Here is a 25771-nt window from a genome sequence, read left to right as displayed (position 1 = left end):
CGGGCTCGCAGCTGACCGACCTCCTTGAACTGAAGGCCGTCCAGGCGGTCTACCGCGACGGCGAGCCGACCGCCGCGCCGCTGCACCTGGGCTCCATGAAGCCCAACATCGGGCATCCGCTCTGCGCGGAGGGCATCGCCGCCTTCATCAAGGTCGCGCTGATGGTCCACCACCAGCGGATGGTGCCGTTCCGCTCGGGCCAGGAGCCCATGGAGCACTTCTCCCTCGACGCGGCCAACCTCGCCTTCCCCCGGCAGGCGGCGGACGCGGCCCTGCCGTACGCGGCGCTGAGCAGCTTCGCCGACGGCGGCACCAACGGCCACGTCGTCCTCAAGCACCGCCCCGCGCCCGCCGGTCCGGCCACGCGCGGTCCGGTCGCACTGCCGGAGCTGACCCGCACCGATGTGCGTACGGGCGCGCGGGTCACGCATGTCGCATCCGCCGGGACACAGGTGTGGACCCGGCGCGTCACGGCCGCTGACCCGGTCATGGACCACCACCGCGTCTACGGCCGCCGGCTGCTGCCGGGCCTGGCCTGGATCGACTTGCTGTACCGGTGCTTCGCCGAGTCGGGGTTCGCGTACGACACGCTGGAGCTGCGCGACCTGTCGATCTACCGCCCGCTGGGCGTGGACGCCGACAGCGCCCTCGACATCCGTGTCGAGGCCGTCGAGCAGTCCGCGAACGGCTGGCGCGTCGAGGTCACCGGAGCCGACGCGGAGCGGTACATCACCGCCGAGATGCACCGCCTCACCAGCCCGGTCTCCTTCGCCGAGCGCGTTCCCGCCGACGCCGACGCCGACGCCGACGCCGAGCCCGGGGCGCGGGTGACCGGCCTCGAAGAGGTGTACGGCGCCTACCGGGCCCGGGAAGTGGCCCACTCCGGGCCCATGAAGGCCGACGGCACGGTGTCCGTCGGCGCCGAGGACATCTGGGTGCGGCTCGGCGTGGCCGGGGGCGCGGGCGGGGAGCTCTTCCACCCCACGCTCATCGACGGCAGCGCCGTCGGCGCGAGCGGCGCCCTGGCGTACGCGGAGGGCGGCGACCCCAAGCTGTTCCTGCCGCTCCACTACGGCTCGTTCCGCGCGTCCGCCGCCTTCGGCGCCGCCTGCCGCACCCGCGTCCGGCGGTCCTCGGTCCGGCAGAGCGAGGAACTGCTCGGTTTCACCATGGAGTTCTTCGACGCGCAGGGCCGCAAGACCGGCGAACTGGCCGACTTCAGCAGCAAGCTGGTGCGGCACGCGGGCCTGATCGACCCGGCCCGCCGCGCCGAGGCGCCGGTCGCCCCCGTGGCACCGCTCACGGCTCCCGTGACGCCGTCGGCCTCTGCCGATGCCGTCGGCGCGGTGGTCGCGTCCGTCATCGCCGAGCAGCTGGGCGTACCCGCCGACGAGGTCTCCACGACCGTCAGCTACTACGAAATGGGCCTGGACTCGGCCAAGTTGCTCCAGGTCGCCGGCCGCCTTGAGGAGGCCCTGGACACGCGCCTGTCGCCGACGCTGCTCTTCGAGCACGCGACGGTCGGGGCGCTGGCGGACCACCTGAGCGCGGCCGGAACAGCCGTCGCCGAGCGGCCCGTACAGCTTCCGGTTCCGCACGAGCGCCGGATCACCCAGCAGCCGCAGGCTCCGCGGGCCGAGCGGCCTCAGCTGCCCGACAGCCAGGACATCGCGATCGTCGGCATCGCCGGGCGCTACCCGAAGGCCGCCGACGTCGCCGAGTTCTGGGAGAACCTCAAGGCGGGCCGGGACTGTGTCGGCGAGGTGCCCGGGAGCCGGTGGTCGCAGGACGCGCACGCGGGCCTGTCCCGCTGGGGCGGGTTCGTCGACGACGTCGACTCCTTCGACGCCGCCTTCTTCGGCATCCCGGCGGACGAGGCCGCCCAACTCGATCCGCAGGAACGGCTGTTCCTCGAAGTGTGCTGGGAGGCCGTCGAGGACGCCGGGTACACCCCGGACGCCCTGGCCGCCGCCCGGGACGGGGAACGACGCCGTGCGGTGGGCGTGTACGTCGGCGTGATGCACCGGGACTACGCCCTGCTCCAGGAGGAGGCCGTACGCCAGGGGCAGCGCGTTCCGCAGGCCCTGAACGCGGCCACCATCGCCCACCGCGTCTCGCACTTCTGCGACTTCCACGGCCCGTCCCTGGCCGTCGACACGGTCTGCGCGTCCTCGCTCAACGCCGTGCACCTGGCGGTGGAGTCGCTGCGCCGGGGCGAGTGCGACGCCGCGCTCGCCGGCGGGGTCAACCTCTCCCTGCACCCCGGCAAGTACCGCACGTACGGCCTGCTCGGTCTGCTCGCCCAGGAGGCGCCCGCGCGGTCGTTCGGGGCCGGGGGAGACGGCTATGTGTCGGCCGAGGGCGTGGGCGCGGTGCTGCTCAAGCCGCTGAGCCGGGCCGTCGAGGACGGCGACGCGGTGTACGCGGTGATCAAGGGCAGCGCGGTCAGCCACTCCGGCCGCACCCCCGGCTTCCGGGTACCGTCGGCCACCGCGCAGCAGGCCGTCGTCGCCGACTGCCTGGACCGGGCCGGGGTCGACCCCGCGTCGCTCGGATACGTGGAGGCGCACGGCACCGGTACCGAGATCGGCGACCTGATGGAGGTGGAGGCCCTGGAGCGGGCCTTTAGGGCGCGCACCGACCGTACGGGCTTCTGTGCGCTCGGCTCGGTCAAGTCGGCGATCGGGCACGCCGAGTCGGCGGCCGGGATCAGCGCGCTGACCAAGGCCGTGCTCCAGCTCCACCACCGCACGCTCACCCCGCTGGTACCGGCGGAGCGCGCCAACCCGTACCTGGACCTGGCCGACTCGCCGTTCCGGCTCCAGACGGAGCTGGCGGCGTGGGCGAGCGAGGACGGCGCGCCACGCCGGGCCGGGGTGAGCGCGTTCGGCGCGACCGGTGCCAACGCGCACGTCGTCCTGGAGGAGGCGCCCGCGCCGCGGGCGGCGCGGCTGTCGGACGTCCCCGGCGGGGTGCTGGTCCCGCTGTCCGCCAAGGACGAGGACCGGCTGCGCGCGTACGCGCGGAAGCTGCTGCGCTTCCTGGACGCGCACGACGATCTCGACCTGTCCGGCCTCGCCCACACCCTCCAGACCGGCCGGGTCGCCCTGGATGAGCGGCTGGTGCTGCGCGCCCACAGCCTCGACGAGGTGAAGGACGGCCTCGGCCGCTTCCTCACCGGTGACGGCGCCGCCTCCGGAAACCTCTGGCGGGGCCGCGTCGACGCACGCCCGTCCGGCGCACGGCTGCTGGACGAGGACGAGGTGCGCGAGCAGCTGGTCGGCCGATGGGCCGCGCAGGGCAACTGGCGCAAGATCGCCGAGCTGTGGCTGGAGGGGTACGCGGTCGACTGGAGCGCGCTCCACGAGGTCCCGCCGCACCGCCTCCACCTGCCCACGTACCCGTTCGCCAAGGACCGGCACTGGGTGTCGGCGGCAGCGGACGCCCGGCCCGCACCGGCTCCGGAGCCCGCGGCCCCCGTACGGCCGACACCGGAGCCGCGGCTTCGGCCCGCCGCCGCGCACTGGCGTTTCCCCGCCGACGGCGAGCCGGTGCCGCACCGCGCCGACACCACCGACGCCGCCGAAGAGCGGGCGCTCGGGTTCCTGCGCGGGCTGCTCGCCGACCAGTTGGGCCCCGACGCCCAGCAGGTCGCACCGCAGGCCGGGTTCCTGGAGCTGGGCCTGAGTTCGCTGGGGATCGTCCGGCTGACCCGCGAGCTGGGCGCGACCGTCGCCCCGGGCTTCGTGCCCAGCGCGCTCTTCGAGTACGCCACGGTCGGCGAGCTGGCCGCGCACCTGGTGGACGCCTACCCCGAAGGGGTCGCCCGTCTGGTCCCCGTGGGCCGTACGCGCCCCGCCCCCGAAACCGCCCCGCAGTCCGAGGTCCTGGAGGTGCTGGAGCGCCTCGGTGACGGCGCCCTGGACCTCGACGACGCCATCGCGCTCCTCGACGGAGAGAGAACTCAGAAGTGAAGCACGAGCTCAGCGCCCTCATCGCCGACTACAGGGCGGGCAAGGTCACCGACAGCGAGGTCGGGGACCTGCTGCGGCGGCTCAGGGCGGGCGCGCGGACGTACGAGCTCTCCGAGGGCCAGCGCGGTCTCTGGGCGCTCCAGAAGGCGTACCCGGGCATGGCCGCCTACAACGTCCCGCTCTGCTTCCGGGTCTCCGGGCTCGACGAGGCGGTGTTCGAGCGGGCCTGCCGTGCGGTGGTCCGCCGGCATCCGGTGCTGAGCACCGTCCTGGGCCGCGAGGGCGACCGGCCCGTGCAGTCGGTCGACCCGGGCCGTGAGCTCGACTACGCGCGCGTTGATCTGCGCGCACTGCCGGAGGCCGAGGCGCTGGCGGCCGTGGAGGCCGAGCACAAGCGGCCGTTCGCCATGGACGGGGAGCCGCTGCTGCGGATCCGGGTCTTCGCCCGCCCGGCGGACAGCTCGATCGTGCTCGTCAGCGTCCACCACATCGTCTTCGACGGCAGCTCGGCCCGACTGCTGGCGCAGGCATTGTTCGACACGTACGAGACGCTGCTGGCCGGGGGCGAGCCTGACGCGGCCCGCGCGGGCGCGGACTTCGAGGCGTTCGTGCGCGAGGAGCGCGCGACACTGCCGGGTCGGCGCGCGGAGCTGCTCGACTACTGGCGGGAGAAGCTGGCGGGCCCGTCCGCCGCGCTGAGCCTGCCCACCGACAGGCCGCACGCCGAGGTCGTCGACCGCTTCGCCGGGGACACCCGCTTCAGCGAGCTGTCCGGCGAACTCGCCCACGCCGTCGAGGAGATGGCCACTTCCCGGCGCGTCTTCGCCTCCACGGTCATGCTCGCCGCCTACGCCGTCACGCTCGCCGGTTACTCCGACGAGCGCGAGGTCGTCGTCGGGATGCCGGTGAACGAGCGGGGCGGCGACGAGCTCGCCGACGCCATGGGGCTCATGATCAACATGATGCCCGTCCGGGTGGCCCTCGCCGGGGGCGCGACCTTCGGGCAGCTGGTGGCCCAGGTGCAGCGCGAGGTCGTCGACGGGATGCTGCACAGCTACCCGTTCGCCGCGCTCGCCCGCGAGTTGGACCGGTCCGCGCCGTCCGGCCGCTCGCCGGTCTTCCAGACCGCGTTCGTCTTCCAGGACGTGCTCGACGGCATCGCGGAGCCGGACCGACCCTACGAGCTGGTCGAGGAGCTGCACCAGGAGGGCGAGTACGAGCTGTCCGTCGAGGTGTGGGGCAAGGGCGACGGGTACGCGCTGCACTGGAAGTACCACCCCGAGCTGTTCGGCGCCGACTTCGTGGTGGGCCTGGGCGAGCGCTACCGGCGCGTCCTCGAAGCCGTCACCACCGACCCGGAGGTCCGCCTGGACGACCTGCGCGCGCTCTTCGCGGCCGACGCCGGTCCCACGGCGGCCGACGGACCCTGTGTGCACGACCTGTTCGACGCGGCCGCGGCCCGGACTCCGTACGCGGTCGCGGTGACCGGTGCGGACGAGATCCTCACGTACGACGAACTGCGCCGCCGCAGCGACGCGCTGGCGGCCCATCTGGTGGCGCGGGGCGTGCGCCCGAACGACCTGGTGACGGTCTTCCTCGACCGTTCGGCCGCGATGGTCGTGGCGCTGCTCGGCATCCTCAAGGCGGGCGCCGCCTACGTTCCGCTGGACCCGGAGCTGCCCGCCGCGCGGCTGTCCGACATCGTGGGGGACAGCGGCACCTCCCTGGTCGTCACCCAGGCCCGGCTGAAGGCGCGGGCCCGGGCCCTGCTCGACGCGCGGTCGGCCGAGGCGCGGGCGGCGGCGCCGGGCGGCCTCGTGGTCCTCGACGAGCAGCGGGACGAACTCGCGGCCGCCGCGGCGCGGGGCGAGCGGCCCGGGGTGACGGTGACCGAGTCGGAACTCGCGTACGTCATCTACACCTCCGGCAGCACCGGCAAGCCCAAGGGCGTGATGATTCCGCACCGGGGCTTCACCAACCTGCTGCGCTCGATGGCCGTCGAGCCCGGACTCGGCCGCACCGACACGCTGTTCGCGGTCACCACCGTCAGCTTCGACATGGCGCAGGTCGAGCTGTTCCTGCCGCTGGTCACGGGCGGGCGCTGCTATGTGTGCGACAGCGCGACGATCAAGGACGTCGACCGGCTGAAGGAGCGCATCGGCCGGGTGCGCCCCACGGTCATGCAGGCCACCCCGGCGACCTGGAGCATGCTGTTCCACTCGGGCTGGCGCAACACCGAGGGCGTCCGGATCCTCACCGGCGGCGAGGCCCTGTCCCGTACGCTCAAGGACCACTTCCTGAGCACCGGCACCGAGGCCTGGAACCTGTACGGGCCGACCGAGACCACCGTCTACTCGACCGGCACCCTGGTGCGCCCCGACGCGCCCATCACCATCGGCAGGCCGATCGCCAACACCGAAGTCCTCATCCTGGACGAGGAGTTGCGGCCGGTGGCCGAGGGCGAGCCGGGCGAGCTGTGCATCGCCGGGACCGGGCTCGCCGAGGGGTACGTCAACCGCCCCGAGCTCACGGCCGAGAAGTTCGTGGCCCACCCCCTGGTCGCGGGCGCGCGGCTCTACCGCACCGGGGACCTGGCGCGCTGGAACGAGGACGGCGAGATCGACTACCTCGGGCGGCTCGACTTCCAGGTCAAGATCCGGGGCAACCGGGTCGAACTGGGCGACATCGAATACCACTTGGGCGCTCACGCGGCCGTCGCCGAGTGTGTCGTGGTGGCGCGCGGCGAGGACGCGGCCAAGCAGCTCGTCGCCTACTACCGGCCCGGCCCGGGGCGCACGGCGGACGCGGCCGACTTCAAGGAGCACCTGCGCGAGAGGCTGCCGTCGTACATGGTCCCGGACTTCTACGTGCCGATCGACGACGTTCCGCTGACCGGCAGCGGCAAGGTGGACCGCAACGCGCTGATGCGGCGCGAGATCTCCCTCGCGCCCGCCACGGCCGCGCCTGTTGAGGCCGCCCCCGGACGTGTGCCGCTCGCGGACCTCGCGGACATCGAGGAGCGGGTCCTGGCCTGCTGGCAGGACGTCCTCCAGGTCCGCGACATCGGCCCCACCGCCTCCTTCTTCGAGGTGGGCGGCAACTCGCTGGCGGCCGTGGTGCTCGCCGAGCGCATCGCCGACCGCCTCGGCGTGCCGTTCGCGGCGGCCGACCTGTTCAAGTACGCCAGCGCGCGCAGCATCGCCGAGTACGTGCGCGAGCACACCGCACCGGCTGTGGTTCCGGCCGCGCGGGCCGAGGAGGAGACCGTCGCGGTCGCCCCGGACGCCGCCGCGGACCTGCCCGAGGACGCCGTGGCGATCGTCGGCATCGCCTGCCGCTTCGGGGACGCCGAGGACCACTGGCGGTTCTGGGAGGACCTGCGGCGCGGCGACGGCACCACCCGGTTCTGGACCGAGGAGGAGCTGCGCGGGGCCGGGGTGCCCGAGCGGGTGCTGCGCGAGCCCGGCTATGTGCCGCTGCGCTCCGCCCTCGCGGACAAGGACGTCTTCGACGGCGAGTTCTTCCGGCTCTCCCCGAACCACGTCGCCCTGATGGACCCGCAGTTCCGCCAGCTGCTCCTGCACGCCTGGAAGGCCGTCGAGGACGCGGGCTACGACCACCGCGACATCCCGGACACCGGCGTCTATGTCACCAGCGGCAACCACTTCTACGGAGCGCCCGCCCCGGACGCGGCGCCCGTGATCGAGGATCCGCAGCAGTACCTGTCGTGGGTGATGTGCCAGAGCGGCACGGTCGCCTCGATGATCTCGTACCAGCTCGGCTTCGGCGGCCCCAGCCTCGCCGTCCACTCCAACTGCTCGTCCTCGCTGAGCGCCCTCTCGCTCGCGGCCCGCGCGGTGCAGAGCGGCGAGAGTGACTTCGCCCTGGTCGCGGCGGCCTCGGCGGCCAGTACGGACGGGCGCGGCTACGTCCACAAGCCCGGTCTCAACTTCTCCGGCGACGGCCGCGTCAAGGCGTTCGACGCCGCCGCCGACGGCATGGTCGGCGGCGAGGGCGTCGCCGCGCTGCTGATCCGCCGTGCCAAGGACGCCGTCGCGGACGGCGACCACATCTACGGCCTGCTGCGCGGTGTGGCGACCAACAGCGACGGCGCCCAGGCCACCGGTTTCTACAGCCCCAGCGTCGACGGCCAGAGCCGGGTGATCCGCCGGGCCCTGGAGCGCACCGGCGTCGACGCGCGCTCCATCGGATACGTGGAGGCGCACGGCACCGGCACCAAGCTCGGCGACCCCGTGGAGCTGGCCGCGCTGACCGAGGCGTACCGCGAGGCCACCGACGAGACCGGTTACTGCGGCATCGGCTCCGTGAAGTCCAACCTCGGCCACCTCGACTCGGCGGCCGGACTCGCCGGGACCGTCAAGGTGCTGCTCGGCCTCTACCACGGCGAGCTCCCCCCGACCCTCAACTACACCACCCCCAACCCCCAGTTGAAGCTGGAGCGGTCGCCGTTCCACGTGGTCGACCGGCTGCGGGAGTGGCCGCGGGGCGAGGGCCCGCGCCGGGCGGCGCAGAGCTCCATCGGCCTGGGCGGCAGCAACGCGCACGCGATCTTCGAGGAGTACGCGGCCGCCGCGCCCGCCGCCGACGACCGCTCCCCGCAGCTGGTCCCGCTGTCGGCGCGCACCCGGGACAACCTGGCCGCCTACGCGCGTGAGCTGCGGGCGGCCCTGGCGAGCCCGAGGCCCACGCTGCGACTGCGCGATGTGGCGTACACGCTCCAGGTGGGCCGGGTGGCGATGGCCCACCGGGTGGCGTTCGTCGTCCGTGACCTGGGTGAACTCGCCGACGAGCTCGCGCTGTTCCTCGACGGCCGGGACTCGGCCCGCCGCTTCACGGGCGAGGTGCCCCGTGGTGCCGCCGCCGACGGCCCCGCCGCCAAGGTCGCCCGCTGGCTGGAGAAGGGCGAGGAGAAGGGCAAGCTGAAGAAGCTCGCCCAGGCGTGGGTGCGGGGCGCCGACGTCGAGTGGCGGCAGCTGGCCAGGACCGCGGCGGGCCGCCGGACCAGCCTGCCCGCCTACCCGTTCAGCCGGGTCGTCCACCCGTGGCCGGCCCGCGCCGTCGAGGCGTCCGGGCCCGCTCCGGCGCACCCCCTGCTCCACGAGAACGTGTCCGGGCTCGGCGCGGTCCGCTACCGCACCCGGTTCACCGGCGAGGAGTTCGTGCTCCGCGACCACGTGGTCGACGGGAAGCGGCTGCTCCCGGCCGTGGCGAGCCTGGAGATGGCGTACACGGCCGTGCGCCGTGCGCTGCCCGCCGCCGGATCGCGGGTCACGCTGAAGAACGTCAGCTGGGTACGGCCCGTGGCGGTCGGCGGCGAGGGCCGCACGGTCGAGTTCACCCTGGCCGAGGACGCGGCGCCGGGCTCGTCCCGCTTCGAGCTGACCGGCTCGGCCCAGGACGGCGGACAGGTCCACGTCCAGGGCCGCGCGACGGCCGCGCCCGCCACCGAGCGGCCCACGGTCGGGCTCGACCGGCTGCGCGCCGCCCTGCGGCTGCGCCCGCTGTCGGGCGACGAGTGCTACGCCTACATCGCCCGCGCCGGAGTCGCCTACGGCCCCGGCTTCCGGCTGGTGCGCACCCTGTACCGCGGCGCCCCCGACGGGCGGCGCGAGGTGCTGGCCGAACTGCGGCTGCCGGGCGTCTCGCGCGGCTCCCTGGAGTCGTACGCGCTGCACCCGGGCTTCCTGGACGCGGCGATCCACGCCTCGCTAGGCCTCGACCCCCGGTTCGACACGGAGGCGGGCGCGGCGTCGCGGCCCCGGGAGGCGTCGGCCACACCGGTGCCGTTCGCGCTCGACCGGCTCGACGTCTTCGCGGAGTGCGAGGAGGAGATGTACGCCTGGGTGCGCCCGGCGCCCGGGGAGCGGGCCGAGGGCGCGGGCCAGGTGCTCGACATCGACCTCACCGACGCCGGCGGGCGGGTCTGCGCCGCGCTGCGGGGCCTCGCCTACCGTGTGCTCGACGGGAAGCCGGACGGCGGCCGGGCCTCGGCCCTGCGCACCCTCCTGCCGGTGTGGGAGCCCAAGCGCGCCGAACTCCCGTCGTCCGGCGGTGAGTCGAAGGGTGCACCCGATGAGGTGTTCGTCTTCGACGCCGACCGGCGACTGCGCGACGAGCTCGGGGCGCTGGCGCCCGGACACCGGCTGGTGGAGCTGCCCGCGGGCGCCTCGGTGGCGGACATCGCCGAGCGGATCCGCAGCACCGGGCGGACGCCCGCGCACCTCGTCTGGGTGGCGCCGCACGACGGGCCCGACCCCGTCGCGGGCCAGGAGCGGGGCGCCGTCGAGGTGTACCGCCTGGTGCGGGCGCTGCTGTCGCTCGGCCTCGGCACCAAGTCGCTGACCTGGACCGCGCTCACCTTCGCCACCCAGCGCGCCCAGGCCCGCGACCTGGTCGCGGCGACCCACGCGAGCGTGCACGGGCTGCTGGGCAGCGCCGCCAAGGAGCACACCCGCTGGACGGTCCGCCTCCTCGACCTGCCCGCCCAGGCGCCCGGCGACGCGCTGCGCGCGGCCGGACTCGCCCTGCCCACCGTCCCGGCCGGAACCACGCTCGCCCTGCGCGAGGGCCGTTGGCTCGCCCAGGAGCTGCGGCCCGTCGCCCCGCTCGCCCCCGCCACCGCGCCCTACCGGGACGGCGGCCGCTATGTCGTCGTGGGCGGCGCGGGCGGCATCGGTGAGCTGTGGAGCCGCCACATGGTCGAGCACCACCGGGCGGCGATCGTCTGGATCGGCCGCCGCCCCCTCGAAGGCGCCGTCGCGGCCTCCCTCGCCGACCTGGCGGCCCGGGCGCGGGCCGTCGGCGCCGGGGAGCCCCTCTACGTACAGGCGGACGCGAGCGACGAGGCGGCGCTGGCCGCCGCGTACCGGCGCATCAAGGAGCGCCACGACCGGATCGACGGCGTGGTCCACTCCGCGATCGTGCTGGCGGACAAGACGCTGGCCAACATGGACGAGGACCGGTTCCGCGCGGCGCTGACCGCCAAGGTCGACGTGGGCGTCCACCTCGCCCGCGTGTTCGGCGCCGAGCCGCTGGACTTCGTCCTCTTCTTCTCCTCGGTGGAGAGCTTCGTACGGGACGCGGGCCAGGCCAACTACGCGGCCGGGTGCACCTTCAAGGACGCGCTGGCCCTGGACCTCGCGGACCGGTGGCCCACCGCGCCGGGCGCCGCCCGGCCCGTGGTGAAGTCCGTCAACTGGGGCTACTGGGGTGTGGCGGGCGTCGTCAGCGACGACTTCTACCGCGCGCGCATGGCGGCGGCGGGCATCGACTCCCTCGACCCCGAGGAATCCCTGCGCACCCTCGCGGACTTCCTCGGCGGTGAGCACGGCCAGATCGCGCTGATGCGCACCTTCGACGAGGCGGCGCTGCGGGGGCTCGTGCCCGCCGAGCGCCTGGGCGCGTCCGCCGATGTGCCCGAGGACGGGCCGGACCGGCTGCCCTCCGTGCTCGACGCGGTCGTGGCCGCGCACCGCGCACCGCACGGCGAGGTCGAGCGGCTCGGCCGGTTCCTGCCGCACCCGCGCCTGTGCGAGCTGGCCGAGCAGCTGCTCTTCACCACGCTGCGCGACCTCGGGCTGGACGGTCTGGAAGGACGGATTCCCGCCAAGTACGGCCGCTGGCTGGCGGAGAGCGACCGCGTGCTGACCGCCGCCGGGCTCATCGAGGTGCGCGGCGGACGGCGCGCCCTGCCCGCCGCGCGGGACCTGGACGCCGCCGAGCTGTGGCGCCAGTGGTACGCGGAGCGCGCCGACTGGCAGCCGGGCGCCAACCAGCGCGCCCAGGTCGACCTCGTCGAGTCCTGTCTGCTCGCCCTGCGCGAGGTCCTGGCCGGGGAGCGCCCCGCCACCGAGATCCTCTTCCCGGGCTCCTCGATGTCCCGCGTGGAGGGCATCTACCGGGGCGACCCGATCGCCGACTACTTCAACGACCGGCTGAGCGAGCTGGTCGTGGACGCGGTGCGCCGCTGGCGCCGTGCCCACCCGGGCCGCCGCCCGCGCATCCTGGAGGTCGGGGCCGGAACCGGCGCGACCAGCGCCAAGGTGCTGGCGGCGCTGGAGCCGCTGGGCGACGCGATCGCGGAGTACTGCTACACCGACCTCTCCAAGGCGTTCCTGTTCCGCGCCGAGGAGCAACTGCTGCCGCGCCACCCGTATCTGACGACCCGTATCTTCAATGCGGAGAAGTCGCCCGGGGAGCAGGGCGTCGAGCCCGGCGGGTTCGACGTCGTGGTGGCGACCAACGTGCTGCACGCCACCGCGGACATCGCGCTGACCCTGCGCAACGTGAAGGCGGCCATGCGGCCGGGCGGGCTGCTCTTCATGAACGAGATGAGCCGCAACACGCTCCTGGCGCATCTGACGTTCGGCCTGGTCGACGGCTGGTGGCTGTACCGGGACGCGGACCTGCGCATCCCGGGCAGCCCGGTGCTCACGCCCGAGAGCTGGGTGGACGTACTGCGGGCCGAGGGCTTCGACAGGGTGGGGCAGCCGGACGCCGGGGCGCATGTCCTGGGCCAGCAGCTGACCGTCGCCGAGAACGGTGGCGGTGCGGTGGTCCGTACGGACGTGCCGCGCACCGACGCCCTCCCGGCGCCGCGCCCGGCCCCCGCCGCCTCCGTCACCGCCGTCGTCCCGGACGCCGGCCTGCGGGCGCGCACCCTCGCCTACTTCGAGCAACTCCTGCGTGACGCCCTGCGTCTGACGGACGATCAACTCGACCCGGGCCGGAACCTGCACGACTACGGTCTCGACTCCATCCTGGTCTCCGGCATGAACAACGCCGTCGCACGGGACTTCGAGGATGTTCCCAGCACGCTCTTCTTCGAGCTGCGGACCCTCGACGAGCTGACCGACCACTTCCTGGACACCCGCCGCCCGGAGCTGCTCAGGCTCTTCGGAGCCCACGCGGCGCAGGCCGGGCCCCCGTCCACCGACCTCGCGGAGCGCGCCATCGCGTACGTCACCGCGCTGGTCGCCGACACGCTCCGGATGGCGCCCGGGGACCTCGCCCCCGACGCCGACCTCTTCGACCTCGGGCTCGACTCGATCCTCGTCATCCAGCTGAACAACGCGCTCGGCCGCGACTTCGACGAGCTGAGCAGCACGCTGTTCTTCGACTGCCCGACGGTCCGCGAGGTCGCCGGGTACTTCACCGGGGCGCACCCCGCGCGGCTGGCCGAGGTGCTGGGCGCCGAGGAGCCGCCGCACACCGCCGCCCCGGTCCGGGTCCCGGCTCCGGCCCCGGTCCAGGACGTGGCTCCGGCCGTGTCCCCGGCGCCGGTCCAGGCGCCCGCCCCCCGCCTGCGCGACATCGCCGTCGTCGGCCTCGGCGGCCGCTATCCCCGGGCCGCCGACCCCGCCGCGCTGTGGGAGAACGTGCGCCACGGCCTCGACTGCACCACCGAGTACCCCGAGGACCGCTGGTGGCTGCGCTGGGAGGAGGACGGCAAGGAGCGCCCGCGGGGCGGGTTCCTGGCGGACGTCGCCTCCTTCGACGCCGAGTACTTCGGCATCCCGGACGACGAGGCCGCCGCCATGGACCCCCAGGAGCGGCTGTTCATCGAGACCGTCCACAGCGCCCTCCAGGACGCCGGGTACACGGCTGCGGCGCTCAACCGGCAGGGCAGGGTCGGGGTGTTCGCGGGCGCCATGAACGCCACGTACAACGGGCGCACCGCCCACTCCTCGATCGCCAACCGCACTTCGTACCTCTTCGACTTCCAGGGTCCGAGCATCGCCCTCGACACGGCGTGCTCGTCGTCGCTCACGGCGATCCACCTCGCCCTGGAGAGCCTGTACAGCGGCGACAACGACTGCGCGGTCGCCGGTGGCGTCAACCTGCTCCTGAACGCCGACCACTTCGACGTGCTCGCCGAGCACGGGCTGCTGTCCGCCGGTGACCGGTGCCGACCGTTCTCCGAGCACGCGGACGGCTTCCTCGCCGCCGAGGGCGTCGGCGCTGTCGTGCTCAGGCCGCTGGAGGACGCGCTCGCAGGCGGCGACCACGTCTACGCGGTCATCAAGGGCAGCGCGGTGAACGCGGGCGGCCGGACCAGCCGGTACAGCATGCCCAGCCTCACGGCCCAGCGCGACGTCGTCGCCCGCGCCCTGGAGAAGGCAGGCGTCGAGCCCGCCACCGTCAGTTACGTGGAGGCGCACGGCACGGCGACCGCGCTCGGCGACTCCATCGAGATCTCCGCGCTCAGCCGTGCGTTCGGCACCGCACGCGCCGGCCAGTACTGCGCGGTCGGCTCGCTCAAGTCCAACCTCGGTCACGCCGAGAGCGCGTCCGGCGTCGCCGGTCTCACCAAGGTCCTCATGCAGCTCGCGCACGGGCAGCTCGCGCCGTCCATCAACGCCGAGGAGCTGAACGGCGGGATCGTCTTCAAGCGGACGCCGTTCGCGGTGCAGCGCGAGCTCGCGCCGTGGGCGCCGGTCGACGCCGACGGGCGGCCGCTGCCCAGGCGCGCCGGGATCTCCTGCTTCGGCGCGGGCGGCTCCAACGCACATCTGATCATCGAGGAACACCCTGGAGGCGGCGACGTGGCCCCGGCGCTTGCGCATCTGACCGACGAGCCCTGCCTGGTGCCGCTCTCCGCCCGGACCCCGGACCAACTGCGTGACGTGGCCGGGCGGCTGGCGGACTTCGTCGGCGACACCGACCGTGCCGGGCGTGCGGTGCCGCTGCGCGACCTCGCGTACACCTTGCAGGTGGGGCGCGACGAGCTGCCGGTGCGGCTGGCCCTCGTCGTACGGTCGGTGCCGGAGCTCGCGGCACGGCTCGCGGTGTTCCTCGGCGAGGGCCTGGTGCCCGGCGCCGAGTACGCCGACCTGACCGGCCGCGAGGCCGGACGGCAGACGCCCGCGACGGTCGGCGACCCGCGCGAGGCGGCCCGGCAGTGGCTGTCCGGGACGGCCCTCGTGTGGGAGGCGCTGTACGGCGGGGCGCCGCTGCCCCGGCGCGTCAGCCTGCCCACGTACCCGTTCGCCAGGAAGACGCACTGGTACGGGGAGCGGCTCGCCCCGGCCCAGGCCCAAGCCCCGGCCCCGGCGGCAGCGGCAGCGGCCCAGGCCGTCGCGCCCGCGCCCGCACCCCGTCCCGCCGAGGACGGTGGCGTCCGCGCTCTGCTCCTGGACGCCGTCGCCGCGCAGCTGGACGTGGACCCCGCCGAGGTCCGCACCGATGTGGACTTCCCCGCCCTCGGCCTCACCTCGATGGGGCTGGTGCGGCTGGCCAAGGAGATCCAGCGCGATCTCGACCCGGGGTTCGAGTCAGCGCTGCTCTTCGAGCACGCGACGGTCGACGAGCTGGCGGCCCACCTCACCGGGTGCGGCGTCGCCGCGGCGACGCAGCCGGTGGTGCCCGCCGCGCGCCACCCGCTCTCCGAGGGTCAGCAGGGGCTCTGGACCCTGCAGAAGGCGTCCCCGGAGTCCGGTGCGTACAACGTGCCGCTCTGCTTCAAGACCACCGGCCCGGACGTCGGTGCCCTGCGGGCCGCGTTCGCGCGGGTCCGCGCCCGGCACCAGGTGCTCGGCGCGGCCGTCGAGGTGGCGGGCGGCAGCCTCCTGCTGGCCCAACAGCAGGACCGGCAGCCGGTGGTGACGGAGCATCACCTGTCCGTGGCCGACGAGAGCGAGGCGGTCGCGCTGATCCGCGCGCGCGCCAAGGAACCGTTCGACCTGGAAGAAGGCCCGCTCCGCCGCCTCGACGTCTTCCACGGCCCGGGCGCTGTGGCCTGGGTGCTCCTGAACACCCATCACCTCGTCCTCGACGGGGCCTCCGCCGTGCTGCTGGTCAAGGACCTGCTCGCGGAGTACACGGCGCTCACCGAGGGCCGGATCCCGGACGCGCCGCACCCGAGCGCCCCCTACGAGGAGTTCGTGGCCGCCGAGGCCCAGGCGCTGAGCGATGCCGGGGCCGACGAACGGCTGGCGTACTGGCGTGAGCGGCTCTCCCCGCCGCTGCCCGCACTGGCGCTGCCCGCCGACCGGCCACGCCTCACCGCCTCCGGCGCCGGGGCCACCGCGACCCGGCGCCTTTCGGCCGGACTCGGCGCGCGCATCGCGGAGTTCGCCCGCAGTCGGCGCGTCTACGCGTCCGCCGCCTACCTCGCCGCGTTCAAGGTCCTGCTGCGCCAGTACACCCAGCAGGACGACGTGATCGTGGGTATGCCGGTGAGCACCCGGCCCGCGACCGGCTTCGAGCGCACGGTGGGCCACTTCGTCGACATGCTGCCGGTCCGCAGCCGCGTCAGCGGCGCGGCGCGCTTCGCCGACCTCTGCAAGGACGTCCAGAAGAACCTGGTCAACGGCCTGGCCCAGCAGTATCCGTTCACGGCCCTGGTGCGCGAGCTCGGCCTGTCCACGGGCGACGGCGGCGCGCCGGTCTTCCGGTACGCGTTCATGTACCAGGACTGGCACGAGGACGTCACCGCCGGTGCCCCCGCCTTCTCCTACGTCGAGGGCATCCACCAGGAGGGCGAGTACGAGCTCGTCCTTGAGGTCGTCGAGCCCGCCGGGCCCGGCGGCTCCTGGACCGTCAACTGGAAGTACGACACCGCCCTGTTCGACGCCGCGACGGCCGAGCAGCTGCTGCGCCAGTACATCCACCTCCTGGAGACCGTCCCGGCCGACCCCGAGCAGCTCGTCGACGCGTGCTCGCTGCTCTCGCCCGAAGAGCGCCACACCCTCACCGTCGAGTGGAACGCCACCGAGGCCGCCCACCCCGAGCGGCCCGTGCACGAGCTGTTCGCCGAGCAGGCGGCCCGCACTCCGGACGCGCTCGCGGTCGTCGCCGGGCAGGACTCCCTCACGTACGCGGAGCTCGACGAGCGCTCCGGCCGTCTCGCGAGCCATCTGGCGGACCTCGGTGTCGGCCCCGGCAGCCTGGTCGCGGTGTACTTGGAGCGCTCGCCCGAGCTGCTGATCGCGCTCCTCGCGACGATGAAGGCGGGCGGCGCCTACATCCCGCTCGACCCCGACTACCCGCAGGACCGGCTCGCCCACATCCTCGGCGACGCCCGCCCGCAGGCCGTCCTCACCCACAGCGCGCTGCGCGCCCGGCTGCGCGAGCTCGCCGACGTGCCCAGCACGGTCCTGATGGACCGGCCGTGGCCCACCGGCGGCCCGGTCGGCGCCCGCGTCACCGCCGACGACCTCGCGTACGTCATCTACACCTCGGGCAGCACCGGCAACCCCAAGGGGGTGATGGTGCCGCACGGCGCCCTCACCAACTTCCTCTGCTCGATGGCGGACCGGCCGGGCCTGCGGGCGGAGGACCGGCTGCTCGCGGTGACCACCCACAGCTTCGACATCGCCGCCCTGGAGCTCTACCTCCCGCTGGTCGTCGGGGCACGCGTCCACCTCTGCGACGCCGACACCGCGCGCGACCCGGGCCGGCTCAAGGCGCTCCTTGGCGCGGTGCGGCCCACGGTGATGCAGGCGACCCCGTCGACCTGGACGATGCTGCTGCACGAGGGCTGGACCAACGACGAGCGCGTGCGCGTGCTGTGCGGCGGCGAGGCGCTTCCCGAGACCCTGCGCGAGCGCCTGACCGCGCTCGACTGCGAGGTGTGGAACCTGTTCGGGCCGACCGAGACGACCATCTGGTCGACGGCCGGGCGGATCGGGGCGGACGGCCGCATCACCATCGGCACGCCCATCGACAACACCCAGATCTACATCCTGGACGGCCTCGGCCGCCCCGCGCCCGCCGGTGTTCCCGGTGAGCTGTGCATCGCGGGCGCCGGGCTCGCCAGGGGCTATCTGAACAAGCCGGAGCTGACGGCCGAGCGCTTCCCCGAGAACCCGTTCGCGCCCGGCACCCGCATCTACCGCACCGGCGATCTGGCGCGCCGGCTGAGCGACGGCCGGATCGAGTGCCTGGGCCGCATCGACTCCCAGGTGAAGATCCGTGGTTTCCGGGTCGAGCTCGGCGAGATCGAGCACGTCCTCGCCGGTCACCCGGCCGTGCGCGAGTGCGTCGTGGTGGCCCGTACGCGTGCGGAGAGCAGGCAGCTGGTGGCGTACTACGTGCCGGCGGCGGGCCCGGTGGCGGCCGAGGAGCTGACCCGGCACCTGGCCCGGAAGGTCCCGCCGTACATGGTCCCGTCGTTCGTCCTGCCCATCGACGCGCTGCCGTGCACCCCCAACGGCAAGGTCGACCGCAAGACCCTGGAGGAGCGTCCGGTGGCGCTGGCCCACACCCGCGCGGACGCGCCCCGGCCCGTCGAGGCGGCACCCGGCTCCCCGCTGCCGCACGAGGGCGATGTGCTCGCCCTGTGGCGCGAGGTGCTCGGCGTCGACGACCTCGGCCCGACGGACGCGTTCCTGGACGCGGGCGGCAGCTCGGTCCTGGCGGCCGTGCTCGCCGACCGGGCCGCCAAGCGGTACGGGGTGGCGTTCACGGCGGCCGAGACCTTCAAGTGCGTCAACGCCCGGGGGATGAGCGAGCACCTGCGGGCTGGCGGCGGCACTCACGCCCGTGCCGAGGCGGAAAGCGTGCAGCCCGCACCGGCCCCCGCCGCCCCTCTCACCGGCAGCGTCGCCGTCATCGGCATCTCCTGCCGGCTGCCCGGCGCCGAGGACCACCACGCGTTCTGGCGCAACCTGCTCGCGGGCGAGGAGAGCGTCGAGCTCTGCTCCGCCGACGAACTGCGCGAGCTGGGCGTCGACGAGAGCCTGATCGCGCACCCCGACTACGTTCCGGTGCGCGCGAGCATGCGCGGCAAGGGCCTGTTCGACGCCGACTTCTTCCAGGTCTCGCCGCGCGACGCGGAGCTGATGGACCCTCAGCTGCGGCTGCTGCTCCAGCACTCCTGGAAGGCCGTCGAGGACGCCGGGCGGCTGCCCGGTGACATCACCGACAGCGCGGTCTACGTGTCGACCAGCAACGCCCTCTACCAGGCACCGCTGGCGGCCGGGAACGCGCGGCGCGACTCCGAGTCGCTGGTGAGCTTCCTCCAGGCCCAGCCCGGCACCATGCCCACCACCGTCTCGCACAAGCTGGGCCTGACCGGCCCGAGCCTGTACGTGCACAGCAACTGCTCGTCCTCGCTGGCCGGGCTCGCCCTCGCGGTCCAGGGCATCCAGTCCGGCCAGACCCGCCACGCGCTGGTCGGCGGCGCCGGAATGTACGCCGAGAACGCCGTCGGCTACCTCTTCGAAGAGGGCATGACCCTCTCCTCCGACGGCCACTGCAAGCCGTTCGACGCCGAGGCGAGCGGGATGATCGGCGGCGAGGGCGTCGTCGTGGTCCTGCTCAAGGACGCCCGGTCCGCCGTCCGCGACGGCGACCACATCTACGCGCTGCTGCGCGGCGCCGGGATGAACAACGACGGCGACCGCAAGGCCGGTTACTACGCGCCGAGCGTGGCCGGGCAGGCCGAGCTGGTCTCGGCGGTCCTGGACCGCGCCGGAGTGCACCCCGAGAGCATCGGCTACCTGGAGGCGCACGGCACCGGCACCCGGCTCGGCGACCCCATCGAGGTCATGGCCGTATCGGAGGCCTACCGCCGCCACACCGACCGCACCGGCTTCTGCGGCATCGGCTCCGTCAAGTCCAACCTCGGCCACCTGGACGCGGCGGCCGGGCTCGCCGGTCTCGTCAAGACCGCCCTGGTCGTCGGCAACCGGCGGATCCCGCCGACCGTCAACCACCGCGTGCCCAACCCGCAGATCGACTTCGCGGGCTCGCCGTTCTACGTGGTGGACCGGCTCGTCGAGCACGCCCCCTCGGCCGAGCCGATGCGCGCGGCCGTCAGCTCGTTCGGCATCGGCGGCACCAACGTCCACGCCGTTCTGGAGGAGGCGCCCGCGCGCGGGGCCGAGGACGCCGTCCTCGCCGGTCCGCGCCTGGTGCCGCTGTCGGCGCGCGGGCCGGAGAACCTGCGCCGGTACGCGGATGACCTGGCCCACCGGCTCGCCGAGCTGGAGGAGACGGGCCCGAGCGCCCGCCGACTCGCCGACGTGGCCTTCACCCTCCAGGTGGGCCGCACCCAGCAGAGCGAGCGCGTGGCGTTCGTGGTGCGCGACGTGCGCGAACTCATCGACGCCCTGGGTGACTTCGCCTCGGGCGGGGAGCAGCGGGTGTACGGCGGCGGCGTCCTGGCACACACCGCCCGGCAGTGGGTGGACGGTGGTGAGGTCGACTGGCCGCACACCGACGAGACACACCCTCCGCGCCGGATCAGCCTGCCCACGTACCCGTTCACCGAGGAGTACTTCTGGCTGCGCGGCCAGGAGGCCGCGGCGCCGGACCCCACCTCGACCGACGTGTCCCGCAAGGAAAGTGACGGCTCGTCGGACCTGGACTTCTTCGAGGAACGCTGGGTGGCGACGGCCGCCACCCCCGTCCCCGACGCCCCCGCGTCCGAGGCGCAGGTCGTCCTGTGCTTCCTCGACGGGGCGGCGGACCGGGCCGCGTACGAGCGGTCCCTGCGCGAGCGCGCGCCCGGTGCCGAGCCGGTCTTCGTCGGCGCCGGGTCCCCGTATCCCGTGGACCGCGACGACGAGCGCAGCTGGAAGCGGGCGCTCGGGGCGGTCGCGGCCGAGTACGGGCGCGTCGACGCGATCCACTACCTCTGGCCGGCCGGGCACCGCGACGCGGGTCCTGGCCAGCAGCCGTCGCTCCTGCGCGAGCTGCGCGACGTCGCCTCGCTGATCCGGGCCGTGGTCGCGGCCCGCCTTGAGGTGCCGCACCTGCTCGTGGCCGGGCACTTCCGCGACGCCGTGGAGCAGGCCGCCCTCGACGCCCTGATCGGGTACGAGCGCTCGCTCGCCGAGGTGCTGCCGGGCACCGCCCTGCGCGTGGTCCTGCACGAGGGTGCGCTCGACGCGTCCCACTGGGCCGCTCTGCTCTTCGACGAGCAGCGCCAGGAGGACCCGTCGAGCGTGCTGTACCGGGCGGACGGCGTGCGCCGGACCTGCCGGGTCGAGCACGTCGAGACCCCGGCCCGGCCCGCCCGGAGCGTACTGCGCGACGGCGGAACGTACTTGCTGACCGGTGCCTTCGGCGGCCTCGGCCGCCGCCTGGCCGAGTACCTGGCGCGCGAGTACCGTGCCCACCTCGTCCTGCTCGGCCGCTCGGAGATCGGCGCGGCCGACGAGGCCTGGGTCGAGGGACTGCGGCGCTCCGGCAGCCGGGTCGTCTGCCGCCGGGCCGATGTGAGCGACCCGAACGCGCTGGCCGGACTGCGGGCGGGCCTGCCCGAGGAGCTGCGCGCCTTCGACGGCGTCCTGCACCTCGCGGGCGCGGCCGAGCCGGTCACCCTGCCGGCGAAGACCACCGCCTCCATCGACGCGGTGCTCGGCGCGAAGGCGCACGGCACGCTCGCCCTGGAGCGCGCCCTCGGCCTCGACACCGAACGCCCCGACTTCGTCTGCCACTTCTCCTCCACCGCCGCCGTCCTCGGCGACTTCGGCAGCGGCGACTACGCGGTGGCCAACCGCTTCCAGGCGGCCTACGCGCGCGCCCTCGGCGAGCGGCCGACGCGACACCGGACGCTCGCGATCCAGTGGCCGCTGTGGGAGGAGGGCGGCATGGGCGCGTCCGCGCAGCGGAATGCGGACCCGGAGTTCATCGACGCCTACCTCCGCTCCAGCGGCCTGCGGGCGCTGGAGACGGCGGCGGGGCTCGACGCGTTCGAGCGCCTCCTGGCGGCCGACCTCGTCGCGCCGATGGTGCTGCGGCCCACCGCGCAGGCGTCGCCGATCGTCGCCGACACAGTACGACCGACCGCGCGGCCCGAGCAGCCGACGCCCGCCGTGCGCACCCGGGCGCCGAAGACCGGTGAACTGACGTACGCGGTTCGGGAAGTGGTCCAGCACGTCCTCAAGGCCGAGGCACACCGGATCGACGACCGCAGCAACTTCGTCGACCTCGGCTTCGACTCCATCCGCCTCACCCAGCTCGCACACCGGCTCTCCGACCGCGTCGGGGTGCGGCTGCTGCCCACCGTCCTCTACGACCACCCGTCGATCGAACGGCTGGTGGAGTACTTGGCAGGAGAGGACGTCCGGATGGCGGTGGAGGCTCCGGCGGTGGCCGCCGAGCCCGTGGCGGCGGTCCAGGCTGTCGCGGCGACCGGGCCCGCTGCCGGTGTCGAACCCGCCGTCGGGGACGAGCCCGTGGCGATCATCGGCATGAGCGGGATCTTCCCGGGCTGCCGCTCGGTGGCCGAGTTCTGGGACGCGCTCGCCGACGGCAAGGACATGGTCCGCGAGCTCCCGCCCGTACGGTTCGGTGAGTCGGCCCCGGGGGAGCCGGACGGCGAGCGCTACCGGTGGATGGGCAGCATCGACTGGGCGGACGAGTTCGACGCCGCCTTCTTCGAGATCGCCCCCAAGGAGGCCCGGACGATCGACCCGCGCCAGCGCCACCTCCTCCAGGAGTCCTGGAGGGCGCTGGAGGACGCGGCGCTCGGCGCCGAGGAGCTCAAGGGCAAGCGCGTCGGCGTGTTCGTCGGCGTGGAGCAGGGCGACTACCAGCTCCTGGTGAAGGACGGCGGCAACGTCACCTCCAACCACGACGGCGTCCTGGCCGCCCGGCTCTCGTACTTCCTCGACCTCAAGGGCCCGGTCCTCGCCGTCAACACCTCCTGCTCCTCGGGCCTGGTCGCCCTGCACCAGGCCTGTCTGAGCCTGCGGCAGAAGGAGTGCGACATCGCGGTGGTGGCGGCCGCCAATTTCGTGCTCACCCCGCAGTCGCTGGAGGCGATGAGCCGGGCGGGCATGCTGTCCGAGGCGGGCCGGTGCTTCACCTTCGACCAGCGCGCCGACGGCATGGTGCCCGGCGAGGCGGTCACGGCCCTGGTGCTGCGGCCGCTCGCCGCCGCCGAGGCGAACGGCGACCCGGTGCACAGCGTGATCGCCGCGAGCGGCCTCAACTACGACGGCCGGACCAACGGCATCACCGCGCCCGCCGGAGAATCCCAGCGCGAACTGCTCGCCTCCGTCTACGAGCGCGGCGGCATCGACCCGAGGGACCTCGGCCACATCGTCACCCACGGCACCGGGACCAAGCTCGGTGACCCGGTCGAGGTCAACGCCCTGCGCGCGGCCTTCCGTACGGACGCGGGCGTCGCGGAGCGCGGGTTCTGCGCGCTGACCTCGACCAAGACCAACTTCGGCCACACCTTCGCGGCGTCCGGCCTGGTCGGTCTGATGAGCCTGTCCGAGTCGGTGCGCCGGGGCGTCATCCCGGCGAGCCTGCACTGCGAGCAGGACAACGAGTACATCGACTGGAGCGACAGCCCCTTCTACGTCAACAAGGCGACGAAGGAGTGGGCGACGCCGACGGGTGCGCCCAGGACGGGCGCGGTGAGCGCCTTCGGCATGAGCGGGACGAACGCGCACGTCGTCGTACGGGAGTACGTACCCGGCGCCGTGGCGCCCCCCGCCGCGTCCGGTGCGGTGGGGCATCTGCTGCCTCTGTCCGCCAAGACCGAGGCGGCGCTTAGCCGGCTCGTGGACCGGCTGCTCGACCTGATCGCCGACGGCGAGCTGCGCGACGCCGACCTGCCCGCCTTGGCCCGCACGCTCGGCGACGGCCGCCACCACTTCCGGCACCGCTGCGCCGTCGTGGCCGACACCCTCGACGAGGCGGCCGCACTGTGGCGCGGCTGGCGCGACGGCTCGGCCGGGGCGGGGTGCTTCGCGGGGACGGTCGCGCGCGACTTCTCGGCGCGGTCGGCGGACGGCGCGGACGCCGGGCAGGTGACCGCACCCGGCGCCGGACTGGACGCCACCGAGCGTCGCCGGGCCCTGTCCGCGCTCGCCGAGCGCTATGTGCGCGGCCACGACCTCCCGTCCCCGGACGCGGAGACGGCCGCCCGCCGCCCGGCGCGCCTGCGGCTTCCCACGTACCCGTTCGCACGGAACCGGTACTGGGTGCGGGAGGAGGCGCCGGTGGTCGCGGAGGCGGCGGCTCCGGCCCCGGAGCGGGCCGCTGCCCAGGCTCCGGTGCGGCCCGCCGGCCGAGTTCCGGCTGCACCTGCTATCCAGGCTTCGGCTCCGGCCGAGTCCGCTGCCCCGGCGAAGCCCGTCGTGCTGGCCGACCTGGCCGACTTCCCGCACCGGCTCGCCGAGCCGGTCGAGGCGCGGCCGCACACCGTGACGCTCTCCGCGTTGCCCGCGCCCGCGCGTCCGGTCACGCGGGAGCACGACGTCCTGGAGGACCTGAAGTCGGCGGCCAACCTCGACTTCGGCGGAATGGTGGCGACCCTCAACCGGACCGGTGTGATGGTCGAGCACCTCATCCCGTACTCCTCGGAGTTCGCCGAGTACGCGGGGGAGTGCGGCGGCGAGGTCCTCGACCTCGGCTGTGCCTACGGCATCGCCAGCATCGCGGCGCTGGAGCGCGGCGCGCGCGTGGTCGCGCTCGACATGGAGAAGAAGCACCTCGACATCCTGGGGCAGCGCGTCAACGACGACGCCCGCACCCGCCTGACGCTGCGTCAGGGAGTGCTGCCGGACGTCGACTTCGAGGACGGGCGGTTCACCGCCGTGCACGCCAGCCGCGTGATGCACTTCCTCACGCCCGAGGGCGTCGGGGTGACCCTGCGCAAGATGTTCCGCTGGCTGGAGCCGGGCGGAAAGGTCTTCCTGAGCACCGACTCGCCCTACTTCGGCTACTGGGCCTCCAAGGCCGCCGACTACGAGGCGCGCAGGCGGGCGGGCGACCCGTGGCCCGGCTACATCGAGGACGTGGCGGCCCACTTCGAGGCGGCCCACGTCGTCGGCGGACCGAGCCTGATCAACGCCCTCGACCCCGAGGTCTTCCAGCGGGAGTGCGAGGCGGCCGGGTTCGTGGTCGAGCGGGCCGGGTACTTCGGCGCGGTCGGCGTGGACCGGGGCTCGTACGGGGCGCCGGGCCCGGACATGGAGCACGTCGGCATCATCGCGCGCAAGCCGGACACCTCCGGGGCGGCCCAGGCTCAGGCGCGGGTCCAAGCCCAGGCCCAGATCTCGGCCCCGGCCCGTACGGCCGCGCCCCGCGACGAGACCGCCCGCGTCGGCGACATCGACTACCGGGTGCGCGGCACCGGCACCACGGCCCTGGTCCTCATCCACGGCCTGGGCTGCGACATGACGTACTGGGAGCAGCAGGCCCAGTACTTCGCCGACCGGTACACCGTCGTCACGCTCGACCTCGCGGGCCACGGCGGCTCCGGCCGCGACCGGCCGCACTGGACCGTCGAGGCGTACGCACGGGACGTGGCCGACGTCGTCGCCCGGGTCGGCGCCGAGCACGTGGTCCTGGTCGGCCACTCGCTCGGCGGGCCGGTCATGCTGGCGGCCGAGCCGCTCCTCGGGGGCCGGGTGCGGGGCATGGTCGGCGTGGACACGCTCCACACCTTCGACCCGCAGCCACTCAGCGCCAAGCAGCTGGACCGGTTCGTGCAGAGCTTCGTCGACGCGCCCGTACGGGCCGAGGAACTCTTCCTGGACACGCGCCGGGCGGACCTCGTCGCCCTGGTCGAGCGCACGCGCGCGCATGTCGGTGAGGCGATCGTCTCGGCGTCCTTCCGAGAGATGCTGACGTACCTCCAGCGGCTGCCCAAGCGGTTCGGGGTGCCCGTGACCCTGGTCAACTCGACGTCGTGGATGCCCACGGACACGGCCTCGGCCGCGAAGTACGGCGTGGACGTCGAGTTCGTGGACGGCGTCGGGCACTTCGTGATGCTGGAGGCGCCCGAGGTGCTGAACGCCTCTCTCGAACGGCTGGTCAAAGGGTTCGTCGGCGGCCGTGGGGCGAGCGGGGCCACTGAGCGATGA

Annotated in this window: 2 protein-coding genes (1 of these 2 running past the window's edge); both read left to right on the top strand. The window is 74.1% G+C overall.

Going from position 1 to position 25771, the window contains the following annotated elements; genetic code table 11:
- A protein-coding gene (locus tag OG965_RS03635; protein WP_371649026.1) for an SDR family NAD(P)-dependent oxidoreductase crosses the window boundary here: on the top strand, positions 1-3974 show its 3' end. 10009 nt of this gene lie to the left of the window's left edge; the window shows 3974 of its 13983 coding nt (coding positions 10010-13983); the start codon falls outside the window, past its left edge; its stop codon occupies positions 3972-3974.
- Complete coding sequence (locus OG965_RS03630) at positions 3971-25771, top strand: amino acid adenylation domain-containing protein (RefSeq protein ID WP_371649024.1); 21801 nt, start codon at positions 3971-3973, stop codon at positions 25769-25771. The genes OG965_RS03635 and OG965_RS03630 overlap by 4 nt, the downstream gene beginning before the upstream one ends.

This window comes from Streptomyces sp. NBC_00224 (assembly GCF_041435195.1).
Taxonomy (GTDB): Bacteria; Actinomycetota; Actinomycetes; order Streptomycetales; family Streptomycetaceae; genus Streptomyces.
This window is presented reverse-complemented; position numbering and strand designations above follow the sequence as displayed.